Annotated in this window: 19 protein-coding genes; 1 reads left to right on the top strand and 18 read right to left on the bottom strand. The window is 39.5% G+C overall.

What is annotated here, in order from left to right:
- Nucleotides 1-42: 42 nt before the first annotated feature.
- From IGK53_RS03850 to IGK53_RS03765, 18 genes are all read right to left on the bottom strand, one after another.
- Nucleotides 43-810: a YibE/F family protein gene (locus IGK53_RS03850; protein WP_002292754.1), complete on the bottom strand. Its 768-nt coding sequence runs from the start codon at nt 808-810 to the stop codon at nt 43-45.
- On the bottom strand, nt 807-1,841 hold the full coding sequence (locus IGK53_RS03845; protein WP_002292755.1) for a YibE/F family protein: 1,035 nt from the start codon (nt 1,839-1,841) through the stop codon (nt 807-809). The genes IGK53_RS03850 and IGK53_RS03845 overlap by 4 nt, the downstream gene beginning before the upstream one ends.
- A 94-nt stretch (nt 1,842-1,935) precedes the next feature.
- Nucleotides 1,936-2,613 carry a phosphate signaling complex protein PhoU gene (phoU, locus tag IGK53_RS03840; RefSeq protein WP_002289490.1) on the bottom strand — a complete coding sequence of 226 codons (678 nt, stop codon included), beginning with the start codon at nt 2,611-2,613 and terminating at the stop codon, nt 1,936-1,938.
- 12 nt (nt 2,614-2,625) lie between these two features.
- On the bottom strand, nt 2,626-3,384 hold the full coding sequence (pstB, locus tag IGK53_RS03835) for a phosphate ABC transporter ATP-binding protein PstB (protein ID WP_002292757.1): 759 nt from the start codon (nt 3,382-3,384) through the stop codon (nt 2,626-2,628).
- Nucleotides 3,385-3,399: 15 nt separating this feature from the next.
- The gene (pstB, locus tag IGK53_RS03830) at nt 3,400-4,206 is read right to left on the bottom strand and encodes a phosphate ABC transporter ATP-binding protein PstB (protein ID WP_002292758.1); all 807 of its coding nucleotides are present in this window, start codon (nt 4,204-4,206) and stop codon (nt 3,400-3,402) included.
- Nucleotides 4,207-4,220: 14 nt separating this feature from the next.
- Entirely contained in the window at nt 4,221-5,105 is an 885-nt protein-coding gene (gene pstA, locus IGK53_RS03825) for a phosphate ABC transporter permease PstA (protein ID WP_002292759.1), read from the bottom strand.
- A complete protein-coding gene (gene pstC, locus IGK53_RS03820) occupies nt 5,105-6,025 on the bottom strand; it encodes a phosphate ABC transporter permease subunit PstC (protein ID WP_002292761.1) in 921 nt (306 codons plus the stop codon). The genes pstA and pstC overlap by 1 nt, the downstream gene beginning before the upstream one ends.
- 114 nt (nt 6,026-6,139) lie before the next feature.
- Nucleotides 6,140-6,997 (bottom strand): phosphate ABC transporter substrate-binding protein PstS, encoded by an 858-nt coding sequence (locus IGK53_RS03815; protein WP_002292763.1) that lies wholly within the window; start codon nt 6,995-6,997, stop codon nt 6,140-6,142.
- Nucleotides 6,998-7,333: 336 nt separating this feature from the next.
- On the bottom strand, nt 7,334-8,782 hold the full coding sequence (gene cls, locus IGK53_RS03810) for a cardiolipin synthase (RefSeq protein WP_047929528.1): 1,449 nt from the start codon (nt 8,780-8,782) through the stop codon (nt 7,334-7,336).
- 151 nt (nt 8,783-8,933) lie between these two features.
- On the bottom strand, nt 8,934-9,818 hold the full coding sequence (gene ftsX, locus IGK53_RS03805; RefSeq protein WP_002292767.1) for a permease-like cell division protein FtsX: 885 nt from the start codon (nt 9,816-9,818) through the stop codon (nt 8,934-8,936).
- Nucleotides 9,811-10,497 (bottom strand): cell division ATP-binding protein FtsE, encoded by a 687-nt coding sequence (ftsE, locus tag IGK53_RS03800; RefSeq protein WP_002292768.1) that lies wholly within the window; start codon nt 10,495-10,497, stop codon nt 9,811-9,813. Before ftsE ends, ftsX begins: the two co-directional genes overlap by 8 nt.
- Nucleotides 10,498-10,601: 104 nt before the next feature.
- Nucleotides 10,602-11,703 (bottom strand): peptide chain release factor 2 gene (gene prfB / locus IGK53_RS03795; RefSeq protein WP_096948712.1). Its coding sequence is split into 2 segments (ribosomal slippage): nt 10,602-11,630 and nt 11,632-11,703, totalling 1,101 coding nucleotides; the frame shifts between segments, so codons are not numbered across the junction.
- 126 nt (nt 11,704-11,829) lie between these two features.
- Nucleotides 11,830-14,364 carry a preprotein translocase subunit SecA gene (gene secA, locus IGK53_RS03790; RefSeq protein ID WP_002292770.1) on the bottom strand — a complete coding sequence of 845 codons (2,535 nt, stop codon included), beginning with the start codon at nt 14,362-14,364 and terminating at the stop codon, nt 11,830-11,832.
- Between the two features lie 221 nt (nt 14,365-14,585).
- Complete coding sequence (gene hpf / locus IGK53_RS03785) at nt 14,586-15,137, bottom strand: ribosome hibernation-promoting factor, HPF/YfiA family (protein WP_002292771.1); 552 nt, start codon at nt 15,135-15,137, stop codon at nt 14,586-14,588.
- A gap of 127 nt (nt 15,138-15,264) precedes the next feature.
- A complete protein-coding gene (locus IGK53_RS03780; RefSeq protein ID WP_047929530.1) occupies nt 15,265-15,984 on the bottom strand; it encodes a ComF family protein in 720 nt (239 codons plus the stop codon).
- On the bottom strand, nt 15,981-17,294 hold the full coding sequence (locus tag IGK53_RS03775; protein ID WP_024636046.1) for a DEAD/DEAH box helicase family protein: 1,314 nt from the start codon (nt 17,292-17,294) through the stop codon (nt 15,981-15,983). Before IGK53_RS03775 ends, IGK53_RS03780 begins: the two co-directional genes overlap by 4 nt.
- Nucleotides 17,295-17,374: 80 nt before the next feature.
- Nucleotides 17,375-17,677, bottom strand: coding sequence for a PTS sugar transporter subunit IIB (locus tag IGK53_RS03770; protein ID WP_192208430.1), 303 nt, complete (start codon nt 17,675-17,677; stop codon nt 17,375-17,377).
- Nucleotides 17,678-17,801: 124 nt separating this feature from the next.
- Nucleotides 17,802-18,089, bottom strand: coding sequence for a DUF7662 domain-containing protein (locus IGK53_RS03765; protein WP_002292779.1), 288 nt, complete (start codon nt 18,087-18,089; stop codon nt 17,802-17,804).
- Nucleotides 18,090-18,216: 127 nt separating this feature from the next.
- Between IGK53_RS03765 and IGK53_RS03760 the strand changes: the two genes are divergently transcribed.
- On the top strand, nt 18,217-18,861 hold the full coding sequence (locus IGK53_RS03760) for a YigZ family protein (RefSeq protein ID WP_002308585.1): 645 nt from the start codon (nt 18,217-18,219) through the stop codon (nt 18,859-18,861).
- The last annotated feature ends 5 nt before the right edge of the window (nt 18,862-18,866 follow it).

The raw sequence follows: 18,866 nt of genomic DNA, 5'->3' as shown, positions 1-18,866 counted from the left end.
CACTGATTCAGTAAAAATGTCATAGGACTTAAGTTGTAACTTTTACTCCATCTTGAGATGTTCTTTCTTTTTTGTAAAGAGATATGCTGTAGTCACGCAAGTTAAGGGCAGGACAAGTAGTGCGGCCAATGTGGTAAGGATAGCCATCGTATATTCCAAGACAAATGATTTTTCATTGATTATTTGCTGAAAAGGAATGTCTAAATCAATGAACCAAAGAATCAACGCTAAAGAACTCCCCATAAACGCAAAAAGAAGAGTCATCACTGTTGACGCCAATATTTTTTTAGCAATGGCAAAACTAGCATGGCGCAATTGGTTAAAAGACAAATGCGGATTTGCCTGATATACTTCGAATGTTCCACTAGAAATCGCTACACTCGCATCTAAAACAGCACCGCTAAGACTGATCAGAAGCAACGACCTCGCAAGTAGTCTAAAATCAATTGCTAACGTCTTATCTAAGCCAGATAGTTCTTCTAGTTCTATCGAAGTAAACCCTTGGATCGCTAAAAAATCAGTGATAGGAATCAATAGTAGGAAACAAAACAAAAAGATCAGTATACTGGCAAAAGCGGCTCGCATTTTCAGATTATAACCGTTGATAAAAAATAAGATAACCACAGCGATCAATAGGAATCCTATAATCGACAATACCAATATCGGCCACTTCTGATGATAGCCGAATAATAATAGGAAAAAGATTCCTAAATTAATGAATAATCCTAAAAGAATATACATACCTTGCGTACCACCGACAAATAGCACACTAATTGCAAAAATCCCAACAAGTATAATAAGTACATTCATTTTTTTAACCTCCTTACAGCGAGAAAAAAGAGGACCGCGATGGGGATTGATAATACTATTCCTAAGCTGCCAGCAATGACGCGTAAAAATTCTAATGATAAATGTTGTTCTACCGTTTCTTTGAAAGACCATTGATTTCCTAAATATAACAGAAGCGATGGAATCGCTCCGCTGATATAGACGAATAAAAGGATATTAGCCATCGAACCAATCACATCTCGGCCCACTTGCCTTCCTGAAAGCCATAACTGTTTCGCTGATATTTTCGGTTGTTGCTTGGTCAATTCTTCTAATGTCGCAATGACTGTGATCACGGTATCCAGTGTCCCTCCAGCTGTCCCAATCAGCACGCTGGAAAGAAAAACAGAACGATACGGTCGTGTCAGATAATTCAGTTCTTCATAGCGCAGTCCTTGATCTTTCCAATGATTCATTGTCAAAAGACAAATAAAAAATGCTAAAAAAACACTTGTAACTGCAGCCGAAATTTTGATTATACTGCTTCTATTCCATCCGTCTAACGCCAATATACTAACGATTATCCCTATAACGACAAATAAGATTGCTATATTTAAGAGAGAAATACCTTCTGTTTTGGTAAAGAGGAGCAACAAAAGTAAAAGTAAAACGATGTTGACGATGAGACTTCCCAAAGCAAATACACCCTGTTTTCCACCAATAAGCAACATGGTGCCAATGAAGATACTTGTAAAGAAAAAAAGCCAGCCATCATTTTTTTTTGCTACTAGTTGCCATTCATCTCCATGCATTTGGACAAGATAGATTTGTCTTGTTGTTATATTTGCTGTTTCGATTTGATTTTTTTGATAAGGAGCCGATAAAGAAATCACTTCTCCTTTTTGGTCCGTGTTCATCAATCTTCCTGTAATCAATTGCTGATCCTCTTCTATTCTCACTCTTTCGATCTCGATAACAGGTACGTCATATAGAGCAGCTTGACGCTGAATAAACCATGAAGCAAGTATACAAATAAAAAATAGAGTGATGATGATGCTAATCTTTTTTTGCATTCTTTATCCTTTCTATTGGAATAATGAAAAGGGTTTGTGACATGTTTTGTCACAAACCCTATTCCCGAATAAACAGCAGAATCACAACTTCAGTTTAGAAAATCTCATTGTGGTTCGTATTTAACTCAGTGATTTTCCCTGTAGCCAAGTAGACGATCCATTCACAGATGTTTGTCACATAGTCTCCGATTCGTTCTAGATAACTGGCAACATTCAAATAGTCTGTTCCACTGATGACTGTTTCAGGATTTTCTTGCATGTTTTTGATGGTTGCATTATAGATTCGATTGAAATAGTCATTGACTCTTTGATCCATATTGGCGATCGTACGCGCGTCTTTTTCGTCTGTTTTGACATATGCAACTAGGACGTTGTCCACCATTTTTTTCACGTAATCGGACATATCGGAGATCTCTTTTTCGATTTCCGGTATTCTCGTCTGTCCTTTTACGCGGATTGTAGATTTAGCAACGGACACCGCATGATCGGCCATACGTTCTAAATCAGAGCTAGCTTTCATGACCGTGATAATCATACGCAAGTCAGTTGTAACTGGCTGTTGCAATGCAATCATTTCAAAACTTTTTTTCTCCAAACGCGTTTCCATATTATTGATATTTATATCGTTTTCGATAACTTCTTGAGCTAAGATTTTATCGTGTTTGATGTATGCACGAACTGACTTGTGCACAGCGCTGCTCACCATCATCCCCATTTCGTAGAACTGATTATGGAGATTCAGCAATTCTTCTTCAAATTGTGTACGTAGCATTCCGTTTCCTCCTTATCCAAATCGACCTGAAATATAATCTTCTGTCTCTTGTTTTTCTGGATTCATGAATATCTTCTTCGTATCGTTGTATTCGATCAAGTGACCATCTAAAAAGAATGCCGTCTTATCTGAAATACGTGAAGCTTGAGACATATTATGGGTCACGATGATCATCGTATACCGCTCTCTTAATTCTAACAGCATACTTTCGATTTTCCCAGTAGAAACAGGGTCAAGTGCACTAGTTGGTTCATCCAATAAGATGATTTCGGGATTCACTGCCAAAACACGTGCGATACATACACGCTGCTGCTGCCCACCGGATAAAGACAAGGCACTTTTATGCAGTTTATCCTTCACATCCTCCCAAACAGACGCTGCCTTCAGACTTTCTTCCACTACTTGATCAAGGACTTTTTTATCTTTTTCTCCTTTTAACTTCAATCCATAGATGACATTTTCATAAATAGAAAAAGGAAATGGATTTGGCTGCTGGAACACCATGCCGATTTCTTTTCTTAGTTCAACAACATCTGTTTTCGGACCATAGATGTCTTTGTCTTTATATAAAACACTTCCGGTGATCGTTACATTTGGAATCAGATCGTTCATTCGATTCAACGAACGTAGATAGGTAGATTTCCCGCAACCAGAAGGACCGATCATCGCTGTGATTTCACCTTGATTGAAACTTAGATCGATTCCCTTTAGTGCTTCTTTCTTTCCATAATACAGATGAAGATCTTTGGATGAGATAATTTCTTTTGTCATGTTGAGGCCTCCGTCTTAACCAAAATGACCGGACACATAATCTTCGGTTGCCTGAATTTTTGGTCTGGTAAATATCTTGTTTGTTTTGTCATATTCCATTACTTTTCCTAGATAGAAAAAGGCAGTGTAGTCGCTGATACGAGCTGCTTGTTGCATATTATGCGTCACGATGATGATCGTGTAGTCTTCTTTCAAGTTTACAAGTGTTTCTTCAACCGTTCCTGTCGAAATAGGATCCAAGGCACTTGCCGGCTCGTCTAACAGCAAGATATCGGGTTTCATCGCAATTGCACGAGCGATACACAAACGTTGCTGTTGTCCGCCAGATAAAGCCAAAGCACTTTTATCCAAGCTATCTTTTACTTGATCCCACAAAGCTGCTTGTTTCAAGCTTGTTTCAACGATTTCATCTAATTTCTTCTTGTTTTTTTCACCATGTTGTTTCAAAGCAAAAGTTATATTGTCATAAATCGATTTGCTAAAAGGGTTGGGGCGTTGGAACACCATGCCGATCCGTTTGCGCATTTCATAAACATCCACTTGAGGCGCATTGATATCCACGTCTTTATACATGATCTTTCCAGTGATTTTCGTATTAGCGATCCCATCATTCATACGATTCAAAGAACGAAGATACGTGGATTTTCCGCAGCCAGAGGGGCCAATCAATGCAGTGATCTTATTTTTTTCGAACTCTAGATCCACTCCCTTGATTGCTTCATTGTCGCCATACCAAACATGAAGATCATTCGTATATAATGCTACTTCCTTCTCTTTTGGCATGGTAATGACATTTGTTTCATTCCAATTATATTTTTTCATCTTACTTCTTCTCCTTAGGCTGAAGTCATTTTTCGGTATAATCGTTTGCCAATCGCACGAGCGCCGAAGTTGAACAGTAAAACAGCAATGATCAACACGGCAGAAGCACCAGCCGAAACAGAAACACCATCAGGCATCGTACCTTCTGTGTTGATCTTCCAAATATGGACAGCCAGTGTTTCAGCTTGGCGGAAAATGCTAATCGGACTAGAAACACTTAATGGATTCCAGTTCGTAAAATCTAATGCTGGCGCGCTTTGACCAGCTGTATAAATCAATGCGGCAGCTTCACCAAAAATTCTTCCTGAACTTAGGATCACACCAGTCAAAATTCCTGGTGTTGCTTCTGGAACAACCACTTTTATCACTGTTTCCCAGCGTGACAAACCTAACGCCAATCCAGCTTCTCGTTGTGTGTAATGGACCGCTTGTAAAGATTCCTCGACCGTTCGAGTCAAAAGAGGCAGGTTGAATACGGTCAAAGCCAATGCACCAGAAATGATTGAGAAACCATACTGGAATTGAATAACGAAAACCAAGAAACCGAATAAACCGACAACAACAGAAGGCAAAGAACTCAAGATCTCGATAGACGTACGGATCACGTCTGTCAGCCAGTTTTTTCCGGCATATTCTGAAAGATAGATACCCGCACCTAAAGAAATAGGAAAACTGATGATCATGGTAATCAAAAGCAAATAAATCGAGTTAAACAGTTGAATCCCGATACCACCGCCTTCTTGGTAGGCTTTGGAAGGTTCAGTCAAGAAAGACCATGAAATGTGCGGTATTCCTCGAACTAAGATATAAAGTAATAAAGCTGCTAAGATCAATACGATGATCCCTGAAACCACATATAGAACACCTGTAGCAATTTTATCTGAGCGTTTTGCGTTCATTATTTCAGCTCTCCTTTCTTCCCAATCATACGGATCACGATATTAAAGAATAATGACATCAATAGCAAGATCAGCGCTAATGACCATAACACATTATTTTCAACTGTTCCCATGATTGTATTTCCGATTCCCATTGTCAAGATGGACGTCAATGTAGAAGCAGGAGTAGTAAGTCCTGTTGGCATTAATGCCGCATTACCAATAACCATTTGGATAGCTAAGGCTTCGCCAAACGCACGAGCCATACCAAAAACGACTGCTGTTAAAATCCCGGGCACTGCTGCTCGCAGCACCACTTTGTAGATTGTTTGCCATCTTGTGGCACCTAGCGCTAATGAAGCTTCCCGATAGTGCCGTGGCACTGCCTTTAATGCATCCACAGTCATCGTTGTGACAGTCGGTAAGATCATAACGAATAACACAAATGTACCAGCTAAGATACCGAACCCTGTCCCGCCAAAGATACTTCTAACAAAAGGAACGATAACAGATAGACCGATAAATCCGTAAACGACAGATGGAATACCTACAAGTAGTTCGATGACCGGTTGCAAGATCTTCGTTCCGTTTTTAGGAGAAATCTCCGTCATGAATACTGCTGCTCCGATAGCAAATGGTGTGGCAACGATAGCTGATAAAAAAGTCACAATAAATGAACCTGTGATCATAGGCAATGCCCCTACCATTGGTTTCCCATTTGCTCCGATTTGGCTCGGATTCCAATCTGTACCAAACAGAAAATCAAATACATTGATCTTATCAGTAAAAAAGGTGGCCAAACCTTTACTAGCGACAAAATAAAAAATAGATAATACAACCAACACGATCAGCGCGATACATAAAAAACTAATAAATTTTCCGCGCTGTTCCATTTTTGAACGTTTTGATTTTGTTAATAATACTTTTTTCACATCTTCCACAGATGACTCCCCCTTAATCAGGTTTAACATACTCACTCAGTGTACAAATTGAACATCAATTTGGTTTTAATAACATGTAAAAGTTTAGCTAAGTTTGTAAATTTTGTGTAAAGATTACTCTTTAACAATGTTTCCTTGCCAATCACGTTCAACTTTCATATGTGAAACAGGGATATAGCCTAGCTCTCCGACAATATTATCTTGTACTTCATCAGATAAGATATAGTCTAAAAATTCTTTTGTCAGTTTTTTTGGATGGTCTCTTGTGTACATATGCTCATATGCCCAAATCGTCCATTTGTTCGTTGTCACATTTTCATCTGTTGGTTCCACACCGTTAACGTTCAACGTATCCACATCATCGGAAACGTAAGAAAAAGCAACATAGCTAATTGCTCCGGGTGTGTCCGCAACGATTTGGCGCACCATTCCGCTTGAATCTTGTTCCTGTGCCTGAACAGCTGTTTCTCCGTCCAATACCCATTTTTCAAACGTACTACGGGTCCCGCTTCCTGATGCACGGTTCAATATAACTACTGGCTGATCTTTCCCACCGACTTCACTCCAGTTTTTGATCTCGCCCGTAAATAATTTTTTCAGGTTTTCCATACTGATATCTTTTACGCCAATATCCTTGTTCACAATAGGAGTAATTCCAACAACTGCTACTCGATGATCGACTAATGCCGAAGCATCAATCCCTGATTTTTCTTCCGCGAATAAATCAGAATTTCCGATATCGACTGCTCCTGACTGTACTTGAGACAACCCAGTTCCGCTTCCGCCCCCTTGTACATTGATGAATTTTCCAGGATTTTCTGTCTGGTAGGTTTCAGCAACCGTTTCTACTAAAGGCTGTAAGGCAGAAGAGCCAACTGCAGTAATGGATTCTCCTCGATCAATCCACTTTGAACAGCCTGATAAAAGAATAGCTAATCCTATTATTGGTAAGAACAATTTTAGTTTTTTCATTAGAAATCTCCTTTAATCCTAAAGTATGTTTATTCTATCATTTTCATTACTTGATGAAAACGAATCAAAATCATTAAATAACAAAATAAATTCTCATAATTGCAAAAAAAGCTATCTCATTAAAAGTTTCTATGCTATACTGGCTTTGAAATGTGTCTCTTTTAATAGCATATATTAGCTTATTTCTTGCTTTCCCCAAAAAACAAGAGATACCCCAAAGTTAATTTCGCTCATGCGAGACGCTTTCTCCATTTCTGACGTACTCTCAGAAATGGCCCCGAGAGAAAAGGACACGAGATCTCCATCTATTGATGGCTCTCCTGTCCTTTTTGTATTTTAAAGGAGCGGCGAAATCAGTCTTGCTAATCCTTCTTTCATCTTAATCATCATCCCTCGGTTTTCATACACTTCTTTTGTGAGATGCGTCGAAATCTTTGAATCTTCAAAGAATGCTTTTCTTACGCGAGAAGCCATTCGTTCATCATAGATCAGTGTATTGACCTCAAAATCCAATCTAAATGAGCGAACGTCGATATTAGCTGAACCAACGGAAACGATGCCGCCATCGATAATCATCGTCTTTGCATGGATAAATCCATTTTCATATGCTTCGATTCTTGCCCCATACTCGATCAGCTCTGCAGCGAAAGAATACGTTGCCCAGTAAACGAGAAGATGATCTGGTTTGTTAGGTATTTGGATATGGACTTTTACGCCTGAGAGAAGAGCCAACTTCAATGCCTCATGAATCGATCCATCCGGTATGTAATACGGCGTTTGGATCAATATCTCCCGTTTGGCTAACGAAATCATTTTCAAATATGTCATTTTGATTTGCTCATGTTCAGTATCTGGTCCGCTTGTCACGATTTGAACAGCCATATCACCTGTAGAATGAATGGACGGGAAAAATTTCGGTGAATAGCCTACTTCTTTTGTATGCTGAGAATTCCAGTCCATCAAAAAACGGTTTTGCAAGGTGTAAACCGCTTCTCCATAGATACGCAGATGATTGTCTCGCCAATAACCAAATTTCTTTACCAATCCTAGATATTCGTTTCCAACATTGAACCCACCTGTATATCCGATTTTCCCATCAATCACTACGATTTTACGATGATTGCGATAATTGATTCGAGGATTGATATACGGAACGAATAGAGGAAAGAAAAATGCGACTTCTCCGCCAGCTTTTTTTAAATTCTGAAAAAAACTAGAAGAAACTTGTGTGGAACCCCATGCATCAAGAAGGACTCTGACTTTTACTCCGCGTCTTGCTGCCTCTGTCAATGCCTCTCGAACTTCTTCACCTAATGCATCACTGCGGTAAATATAATATTGGAAATGGATATGGTCTTCTGCCTGTTTGATATCCTCGATCAGCGCATCGAATTTTTCACGACCATCTGTAAATAAAGTGATTTCATTTTTAGTCGTATAAAGCGTACTTTCAAATACAGTAAGCATATAGATCAATTGTTTCACATCTACTTGTCCAGTAGGCGGATGAGGGTAAAGTCCTCGCATCAATGCCTGTTTGTCTTCTTCGATTTCTAGATTCTTACCGATTTTCCCTTGGATCTTCAAATCAAAGATTTTCTCTTTGGAAATCCCTCTTCCTAAAAAAATATATAAAATAAATCCTACAACTGGAATGAACATCAAAACGAGCAGCCATGCCCATGTTTGCGCGGTTTCCTTTCTTTCTCGAAAAACGATAATAAAGGAAAGCAAAATATTCATAATCAAAAGGATCGTAAAAAAATTGTCAACGATAATTTTCACGGCTTCACCTCTTTTTCTACCAACTTAAGAATACCCAAGTTGTTTTTTAAAGTAAAGGGAAAAAAGCCGCCCCATTTACTCCACTTAGCCAATAAAAAAAGAAAGCTGGAACGAAATCGTCCAACTTTCTGATTATATTTATCTTGTGACACTAGAATTTCAAGAAACGTCTCATAGAGATGATCGAGCCGAGTGAACCAATGATCACACCAATACCGACCATCAAAAGATTGATTTTCCAAACGATATTTTCTGGATGGATCAATGAATAATGAGATCGTAATAATGACGGATTGATCAATTGGTAAAACCATGCGTAACCAAATGTAATGATCAGTATCGGAAGAATGGCACCGATTAAGCCGATCCAACCACCTTCAAGGAAAAACGGCCAGCGGATATATCCATTTTTTGCCCCTACTAAACGCATGATCTGAATTTCACGCTGTCTAGATAAAATCGTGATCCGAATCGTGTTAGAAATGAGAAACATTGCTACAAACAACAGCAATGCCGCCGCAACTAATCCCCATGTTCGAACTGCACCAGCAATTTGGAAAATCCGATCTGAGGAAGCCCCACCGTAATCAGAACGGGAAACATTCTTCAAATCTGCCGCTTTTTCTGCTACTTGTTTTGTATAAGAAGGATCGGTAGCACTTACTACGTATACATCATATAACGGGTTATTATCTCCTTCAAACAATTTCCAAGAATCACCCATTTCGTTTTGGATTTTCTTCAATTCCTGTTCTTTGCTTGAAAATTCGACTTTTTTGACATGATCTAAGTCATTTAATTCTTTTTCTAGTTTTTTCATCTCTTCGTCTTTTGTACCAATGTCTACAAACACAGATACATCCACGTTTCCTTCTATATCTTGTGCTAGTTTGGTTGCGTTCATGATGACCGCCATGAACACGCCAACTAAAGTCAACGTGATCGTTACCGCACTGACCGAAGCTACTGTCATCCAGCCGTTACGTTTCAAACTCTTGATACTTTCTAATAAATGGCGGAAAAAGGTTCTAATCATCGTATCCATATTCCCCTTCCGCTTGGTCTCGAATAATGCGGCCGTTTTCGATAGCAATTACTCGGTGTCGAATCGTATTTACGATCGTACTGTTATGTGTAGCCATCACGACAGTTGTTCCTTGTGCATTGATCCGATCTAATAGTTTCATGATTTCCCATGAGTTTTCCGGATCCAGATTCCCTGTCGGTTCATCCGCGATAAGTACTTTAGGCGTATTTACGATTGCTCGGGCAATAGAAACACGTTGTTGTTCCCCACCAGATAATTCGCTAGGAAAGACTCGGACTTTGTGTTTCAAACCAACAAGATCCAGCACTTCCATTACTCGTTTTTTGATATCCCGAGGTTTTCTGCCGATAACTTGCATGGCGTACGCAACATTTTCATATACTGTTTTTCTTGGCAATAATTTATAGTCTTGGAACACCACGCCGATTTCTCTGCGTAGATAAGGAACTTCGCGGTTTTTGATGGCTATTAGATCATGACCTGCGACGTTCAAAGTTCCTTTTGAAGCTTTTTCTTCTCGATACATCAATTTGATGAATGTAGATTTACCAGCTCCAGACGGACCAACAACATAAACAAACTCTCCTTGTTCGATGACAATCGAGAGATTGCGGATAGCAGTGGTACCGTTTGAGTACTTCTTCATTACATCCTTCATTTCAATCATGGCGTTCTCTCCATATCTTTTTCAGTCTTTAGCTATTATAGCATGGCAATGTTTCAACTTGCTTGCAAAATCTTACAATTTTATTTCAATTTAACAAAGGGCTCTTATTGCAGATGCATTTTCAAATAGCCGTCAATAAATAAATCAAGGTCTCCGTCCATAACAGCTTGGACATTTCCTGTCTCTACGTTTGTCCGATGGTCTTTTACCATAGAATATGGATGGAAAACATAAGACCGGATCTGTGATCCCCAGCCGATTTCTTTTTGTTCTCCTCGCAGTGCAGCTGCTTCTTGTTCTTTCTTTTCCACTTCTAATTGGTAAAGCTTAGCTTTCAGCATCCCCATCGCTTGTTCCCGGTTTTTCAATTGTGAACGTTGTGCCTGACTCGCTACTACTGTCCCTGTAGGCAAGTGAGTGATTCGTACAGCGGACTCTGTCTTATTGATGTGCTGACCACCTGCGCCACTTGCCCGATATGTGTCGATCTTCAAATCATCTGGATTGATTTCTATATCGATCGTTTCATCAAGCTCTGGCATCACATCTACCGAACAAAAAGAAGTATGACGTCGTTTCGCTGAGTCAAAAGGCGAGATACGTACAAGGCGATGAACACCTTTTTCTGATTTCAGATAACCAAATGCGTTGTGTCCTTTGATCAGTAGGGTCACACTCTTGATTCCTGCTTCATCACCTGCTTGATAATCTAGTGTCTCTACTTGATACCCATGCTGCTCTGCCCAGCGTGTATACATGCGTAAAAGCATGCTGCCCCAGTCTTGGGACTCCGTTCCGCCAGCCCCTGGATGCAATTCGACGATGGCGTTGTTTCGATCATAAGGACCATCTAACAACATAGATAATTCATACGTCTTCATTTTTTCATCTAGCGCATTGATACGTGTTTCTGCTTCTTCTTGCATGGCTGCATCAGGTTCTTCCTGCAACATCTCCACCATCAATTCGATTTCTTCCAGTTCTTCAGCAAGAGAATGGAATTGATCATAAGTTTCTTTATTTGCATTGTTTTCACTAATCACTTTTTGAGCAGCTTCGCTATCATCCCAAAAACCAGGTTCAGCCATTTTTGCTTCTGCTTCCGCAATGTCTTCTTCCAGCTGGTCTAAGTCAAAGAGACCTCCTGAAGCTTGTGACCTTTTCCTGCATTTCTGTCAGGAGATTTCGAATTTCGGATATTTCCATGTTTTTTTCCTTCTTTCACTATACTTTTTTCATTATATCTAGTCTAACAGAATCAGCAAATAACAGAAAGAAGGTGAGACGAATTCTTTAAAAAAGAATTTGTCTCACCAATCCTGCTGTCAGAAATTAGTTTGCATCTTTTCCGTGACAGTTCTTATATTTTTTCCCGCTTCCACAAGGACAAGGATCATTTCTACCGACCTTGTTCACATGGATTGGTTGTTTTTTCGCGCTAGTATTACTATTTTCTTTGGCATCTCCATCTTCTGAGTGAGAAGCTGTTCCTTGAGAAACTTGCTCACGCTGTACGTTTTGACGGATCTCAGCTTTCATGAAGATACGAGTGACTTCATATTCAATGGCACCTACCATATCTTCGAACATCTTGTAGCCTTCTGTTTGGTATTCAACTAATGGATTGTTTTGACCATAGGCACGCAAGCCGATTGACTGACGTAATTGGTCCATTGCATCGATATGATCTGTCCATTTAGAATCCACGACACGTAAGATCACGACTTTTTCGAATTCCAGCAGTTGCTCTGGTCCGTTCAATTGAGCTGCTTTGGTATTGAATACTTCTTGTGCTCGTTCGTTTAGATATTCTTTGATTTCTTGAGGTTTTTTTCCTTCGATATCTGTAAGGGAAATACTGTCTTCATGGACAAGTGTGCTGCCAGCAAAATCGACGATACTTTCCAAATTCCAATTTTCTTTTTCTAATTGCGTATGCGCATCTACCACACGACTGATTGTCCGTTTGACCATATTCATCAGTGGTTTAGATAAGCTTTTTTCTTCCATGATTACTTCTTGGCGCTGTTTATAGATTACTTCACGTTGCTCACGCATCACGTCATCGTATTGCAAGACGTTCTTACGTGTGTCGTAGTTGTTTCCTTCTACGCGTTTTTGTGCAGATTCTACTTGTTTCGTCAGCATCTTGCTTTGGATCACAGCATCTTCGTCACCGATCTTCATTCGATCTAAGAAAGCTTTGATTCGTTCTGAACCGAATCGTTTCATCAAATCATCTTCTAAAGACAAGTAGAATTGTGACATACCAGGGTCTCCTTGACGTCCTGCACGCCCTCGAAGCTGGTTATCGATACGACGAGATTCATGTCGTTCTGTCCCGATAACTGCTAGGCCACCAAGTTCTCTTACGCCAAGCCCCAGCTTGATATCCGTTCCCCGACCAGCCATGTTGGTAGCAATCGTCACTGCGCCTTTTTGCCCCGCATTCATGATAATCTCTGCTTCTTTAAAGTGATTTTTCGCATTCAGCACTTCATGAGGAATACGTTCTTGATTCAGCATATCTGATAATAACTCAGATGTTTCAACCGCAACAGTTCCGACTAAGACAGGCTGTCCTTTGCGGTAGCGATCTTTGATATCTTGTACGACAGCATGGAACTTGCTTTGTAATGTTGGGTAAAGCAAATCTGGACGATCGTCGCGGATGACCGGACGGTTTGTGGGAATCTGGTATACTTGAATATTATAAATCTCTCTGAACTCTTCCTCTTCTGTCTTAGCTGTACCAGTCATCCCCGCAAGTTTCTTGTACATACGGAAATAGTTCTGGAAAGTGATCGTCGCCATCGTTTTCGTTTCGTCTTCGATCTCTACGCCTTCTTTAGCTTCGATCGCTTGATGAAGACCATCTGAATAACGGCGTCCATCCATGATCCGGCCCGTAAATTGGTCAACAATCAATACTTTTCCATCTTGAACAACATAATCGATGTCTAAAAGCATGATATAGTTGGCTCTCAATGCTTGATCCAAGTGATGGGTCAATGCAGTATTTTCAATGTCATATAAGTTGTCCAAACCGAATGTTTCTTCAGCTTTTTCGATCCCTGCTTCAGTTAAACTGATTGTTTTTGATTGTATATCGATTTTGTAATCTTCTTCTTCTTTCAAACGTTTCACGAAGTTGTCTGCTCTTGTATATAAAGCTGTTGATTTTTCTGCTTGCCCTGAAATGATCAGCGGCGTTCTCGCTTCATCAATCAAGATCGAGTCAACTTCATCGACAATGGCATAATTCAGCGGACGTTGTACCATTTGATGACGGTAAACGACCATGTTGTCTCTCAAATAGTCAAATCCTAATTCATTATTCGTGCTATAAGTGATATCGCAATTATAAGCCTCGCGTTTTTCATCCGAAGATTTTGAGTTGATATTCAACCCAACTGTCAATCCTAAGAAATTATAAAGCTCGCCCATTTCCGTCGAGTCACGGGTTGCTAAGTATTCATTGACGGTAACTACGTGGACCCCTTCGCCAGTCAACGCATTCAGATACACCGGCATCGTTGCGGTCAAGGTTTTACCTTCACCAGTACGCATCTCAGGGATATTCCCATCGTGAAGCACGATCCCACCCATCAATTGTACGTGGTATGGATATAACCCCAATACACGTTTTGCTGCTTCCCGAACGACTGCAAAAGCTTCCGGAAGTAATTGATCTAATGTTTCTCCTTTTTGGTATCTGCTCTTGAATTCAGCAGTTTTTGCTTGTAATTGTTCATCAGTTAATGCTGCCATTTGGTCAGCATATGATTCAACTTTTTTTGCAATGCTATCTAAACGTTTTAGTTCTTTCTTATCGTTTTCGATAAGTGAACGAATCAAATTGGCCATGCGTTGTGTAATCTCCTTTTCCTTCTGTGTATTATCCAGACTATGTAGACTCTACTTTTCATTTTATCATTAGTTATAGATAATTGAAATATCTTAATCGTATTAAAGTAAGAACTTCATAATTTATTCATATTTCAACTAAAAAAGAGACGAATTCAAAAAAACTTGCGGCAGTTATTGACAGCTGCTGCAAGTTTTTGATGTTATTTAAGTATGGCTGATCAGTCTGTTTCGATCAATCCGTATTTTCCATCTTTTCGGCGGTAAACGATACTTGTACCATTTGTTTCTGCATCTTCAAAAATAAAGAAGTTATGTCCCAGCATGTTCATTTGTAAGACTGCTTCTTCACTGTCCATTGGTTTCAATGAAAGGCGTTTTGTACGTACGATATCTAATTCAGAATCGTTTTCGTTTTCTTCCTCTCCATTGAATAAAACAGCAGCATCTGCAGTATTCATGCCCGTTTCACGGGATTTACGATTGATTTTTGTTTTGAATTTGCGGATTTGGCGTTCCAATTTGTCAACAACCAAATCGATACTTGCGTATAGATCTGGAGAAGTTTCTTCGGCACGTAATACAAGATAAGGTAATGGGATCGTTACTTCCACTTTTGCTGTTTTTTCTGTATAAACTTTTAAGTTCACATGCGCCGTAGCATCGGGTGCGTCACTGAAATAGCGTTCTAGTTTGCCTACTTTTTTCTCAACGTAGTCGCGAATCGCTTCAGTTACTTCGATATTTTCGCCGCGTACATTATATCTAAACATAAAAATTACCCCTTTCGTCTACCACAATCAAGAAGGAGAAGGACCACTCTTTCCCTCTTCTTAATTCTATTATATCGAACTCTAGGTTATTTGCAAATTAAATCGCTATCAAATTTCCACATCTGATTCATCTTGCCAAAGAAATGGTTCGGATGATTTTCGGCTGTGCGTTCTGCAAGCAATCTGCTGCATGAAAAAGCGTCTGTCCTGTTGTATAGACATCATCAATAATCAATATTTTTTTATGTTGTATCTTAGAAAGAGGTACGGCAAGCTCAAAAGGCTGAGGCATCTCCAATCTTTCCTTTCGCGTGTTTTTTTCTTGAGCAAGCAGATGTTGCTCTCTTTTGAGCAGCATCTGAAAAGGAATTTTTGCTGCTTTCAACATCTCGCTTACTTGATTGAATCCTCTTTCTAGCCACCTTTTTTCAGATAAAGGTATTGGACAATAAATATATGCCGGGTAATCTTTTTTTATCTGAGTCCATTTATATGCAAAAGTCCCTGCTAATCGGATGTCTCCCATAAACTTGTACCGATTGATCCAAGCCTGCATCTTTTCATCGTACGTAAAAAAGGCGCGGTGTTGAAAATCATATGCAGGATATTTCTTCTTCCATTCTTGACAGTCGTTGCAGTAAACGAAACTAGTCCTTGCTTTCTTTTTCGTCTCCTCGTATTTCAAATTGATTGGTTTTTGACAACCTGCACAACCTTTTGCTTCCAATAAATGGAATTGTGCGCGGCAAACTGAACATGTCTGAGGAAGTCTATATTTCGACACACCGATGATCTCGCTGAATGTTAAATTTTGGATGATGTCTTTACTGCAACAACAACATCTCACAGCATCTTCTTCCCTTCTTCGTTCATTTCTTTGATTTCCTGACAGGCTTTTCGAATAGCTGAAGTTTTTTCTTCATAGAAAAAATAGACCCGACTGTTCGTATAAGGACCTTTACGATCAGCTCTTCCTGCGATTTGCACCAAAGAGGATTTAGTAAAAACTGGATGATCTGCTCCTAAAACGATGACAGAGATTCTTTCAAATGTGACTCCTCTTTCTAGGATCATCGTGGTTAACAGTATCTCGTATGTTGCTTCTCGCATTTCCTGAACTTTCTTTGCCCGTTGATCGTCTTGTGAAGAAACATCTGTTATCTCATATTCTGGAAAAGCTTCTTGCAGTGTGATTTTTAAACGATGCATCATCGTAATACTTGGACAAAATAAAAGGATACGGTTTTCTTTGATTAGTTGCTGAATGATCCGCACCAAAGAGTTGATTTTCTTTTTGTTTCCACATTTTTGTCGCCAATTATTCATGAAAACAAGCACGGGTTCAGGAAGCAAGCGCCGATGAAAGCGCAAGGCAAGTTTGTGGAGCTCAAATGTCTGCTTGATTTCCTTTAGTAACTTCTCATCAGGCGTGGCACTTAAGTAGATGAATCGACCGTCTGGTTTGATTGCTGTTTGCACAGCGTGAGCTAGCCCAGCGTCCCCGCTATAAGGAAAAGCATCAATCTCATCAATGACTAATAAGTCGAAGGATCGATAAAAACGGTATAGTTGATGAATCGTACAGATAACAAAAGAACTAAAGGTATACGCTGTTGCTGTATTCCCATGGAGCAACATGATTGTTTCTTCTGGAAAAACAGGTCGATAGCGTAAAAATAATTCATTACAAACGTCGATTCGCGGTGTACAAATGGCTACTCTTCCTCCAGCTTTTAATGTTTTCACTAAAATCGGATAAAGCATTTCTGTTTTTCCTGCACCTGTTACCGCCCAAATAAGATGGTGTCTTTTTTCTGAATGATAAAGTATCCTCTCTGCGATTTCCGTTTGTTTTTCAGTAAGCTTTCCTGTCCAAGAAAAGACGACTTCTCGAGATTCTGCTTTTGGCTGATCAAATAAATATAACTCTTGTTGACTGTCGCATCGCCCTAAAGACAGGCAATGTATGCAAAAATAGCCATAGTCTGCAAGCTGTCCCTCAAAGACAGGCGTTTTCACTCCACAACGATGACAAAGAATCCTGTTACCTAAACGTTCTACTGCTGCGATCTTCTTATAATTTGGTAAGTTTCCCTCCTCACAATCCATTGCTTCAATCTCTCTCGTAAGAAGCCTTCTGCCCCAAAAATGATTCATATCATTCGCCCTAAAAAAATATACGAAAAAACAAGCAATCTTTTTTTGGACTGCTTGTTCGATAGTTCTATATAATCTATTTATTCACCAATCAATGTAATTGCTTGGTCTAATACTTTTTCGCCATTCATCATTCCATAATCAGCCATATTGATGACGTCTAAAGGAATGCCTTTTGGTTCCAGACGTTTTTCAAAATCAGCTTTCATAAAGCGAACTTGAGGTCCTAATAACAGTACATCTACATCTTTATTTGCAAGATTATTATCTGCATCAGAAGCTGACACAGCGAAAATATCAGAATCGATTCCTTTTGCTTCCGCAGCTTTTTGCATTTTTGTTACTAGCAAACTTGTGCTCATACCAGCCGAACATACAAGCATGATTGTTTTTTAGCCATACTTTTCTCTCCTTTTTAAAACAGACTACGCAAACGTTTTCTTAGCGTTTGTTACTCTATTATATAAAAAGAAAGAAATTTGTCAACGTTTTCTAAACACGGTTTATTTAATCAAATAGCCAGCTAGATTTCACTAATTTATTGAATACGACATATTCTTTATCCAAATTGATGACCACTACTTCATAGCCTGCATTTAACCAGCCGTAGGCACCCTTTTCTGGATGTCTATAGTCATTTGCCCACCAATCTGTGCTTTCCCTGGCTGTTTTGGGAAGTCCGTTACTGGGAAACAACAGTTCATCAAATTGAGTAAAGGTTAATGTTACTTGGGAGCCGCCGTTGTTCTTCAAATAATGCGTAATTGCATCATACTTTTTCATTCGTTCCTTCATCCCCGGATCCACCTGCCTTTGTCTTTATTATCGCATACTACAGTAATTGCGCAACCGTTATAGTGTTGAAACAACCTAGAACTTTCTTTATACTGAATAAAGCAACCGAAAAAAAAGAGGTGACAAGATGATCGAACGTTATCGTACAATCAAAGAAAATGGACAAAGTGAGATTGAAATCAAGAAATCACGCTTTATCTGTTCTCTTAAACGAATAGAATCAGAAGAAGAAGCGAAAAACTTCATCCAAGAAATCAAAAAAGAACATTGGAAAGCAAACCATAACTGCAGCGCCTTCGTCATTGGCGAAAAAAATGAGATCCAACGTAGCAGCGATGATGGCGAACCAAGTGGAACGGCGGGCGTACCGATGTTGGAAGTCCTCAAAAAAAATCAACTGATCAATGTAGCTGCAGTAGTCACTCGATATTTTGGAGGAACGAAACTCGGCACGGGCGGATTGATACGTGCATACACTCATGCGGTCTCTCAAGCATTGTCCGACATTGGAATCGTAGAAGGTACCTTGCAACAGGAGATCTCCGTAGTGATCACGTATCCGCAACTAGGAAAATTACAAAATTATCTTGAACTACAGCATTTTTTCATAAAAGAAATCCAATACACTGATCAAGTCATCGTCATCTGTGCAGTGGATGAAAAAAATGCTGACAGCTTTAAAGAATCCATCATTGAGCTGCTGAACGGACAAGTCCAATTTGAAGAAGGTCCTGTTTCTTATCACGAGCAACTGATAACTGATCATAGATAAAAACA

This window comes from Enterococcus sp. DIV1224, assembly GCF_050555455.1.
Taxonomy (GTDB): Bacteria; Bacillota; Bacilli; order Lactobacillales; family Enterococcaceae; genus Enterococcus_B; species Enterococcus_B lactis.
Note: the sequence above shows the minus strand (reverse complement) of the source record. Positions and strands in the feature narration are given on the sequence as shown.

What these genes read in the sequence shown, in the direction of transcription:
- ftsX (WP_002292767.1), bottom strand. Translation starts at nt 9,818, where the DNA reads ATGATTAGAACCTTTTTCCGCCATTTATTAGAAAGTATCAAGAGTTTG.
- IGK53_RS03850 (WP_002292754.1), bottom strand. Translation starts at nt 810, where the DNA reads ATGAATGTACTTATTATACTTGTTGGGATTTTTGCAATTAGTGTGCTA.
- IGK53_RS03845 (WP_002292755.1), bottom strand. Translation starts at nt 1,841, where the DNA reads ATGCAAAAAAAGATTAGCATCATCATCACTCTATTTTTTATTTGTATA.
- hpf (WP_002292771.1), bottom strand. Translation starts at nt 15,137, where the DNA reads ATGTTTAGATATAATGTACGCGGCGAAAATATCGAAGTAACTGAAGCG.
- IGK53_RS03775 (WP_024636046.1), bottom strand. Translation starts at nt 17,294, where the DNA reads ATGAATCATTTTTGGGGCAGAAGGCTTCTTACGAGAGAGATTGAAGCA.
- IGK53_RS03815 (WP_002292763.1), bottom strand. Translation starts at nt 6,997, where the DNA reads ATGAAAAAACTAAAATTGTTCTTACCAATAATAGGATTAGCTATTCTT.
- pstA (WP_002292759.1), bottom strand. Translation starts at nt 5,105, where the DNA reads ATGAACGCAAAACGCTCAGATAAAATTGCTACAGGTGTTCTATATGTG.
- ftsE (WP_002292768.1), bottom strand. Translation starts at nt 10,497, where the DNA reads ATGATTGAAATGAAGGATGTAATGAAGAAGTACTCAAACGGTACCACT.
- pstB (WP_002292758.1), bottom strand. Translation starts at nt 4,206, where the DNA reads ATGAAAAAATATAATTGGAATGAAACAAATGTCATTACCATGCCAAAA.
- IGK53_RS03770 (WP_192208430.1), bottom strand. Translation starts at nt 17,677, where the DNA reads ATGCTTGTATGTTCGGCTGGTATGAGCACAAGTTTGCTAGTAACAAAA.
- IGK53_RS03765 (WP_002292779.1), bottom strand. Translation starts at nt 18,089, where the DNA reads ATGAAGGAACGAATGAAAAAGTATGATGCAATTACGCATTATTTGAAG.
- secA (WP_002292770.1), bottom strand. Translation starts at nt 14,364, where the DNA reads ATGGCCAATTTGATTCGTTCACTTATCGAAAACGATAAGAAAGAACTA.
- phoU (WP_002289490.1), bottom strand. Translation starts at nt 2,613, where the DNA reads ATGCTACGTACACAATTTGAAGAAGAATTGCTGAATCTCCATAATCAG.
- IGK53_RS03760 (WP_002308585.1), top strand. Translation starts at nt 18,217, where the DNA reads ATGATCGAACGTTATCGTACAATCAAAGAAAATGGACAAAGTGAGATT.
- pstB (WP_002292757.1), bottom strand. Translation starts at nt 3,384, where the DNA reads ATGACAAAAGAAATTATCTCATCCAAAGATCTTCATCTGTATTATGGA.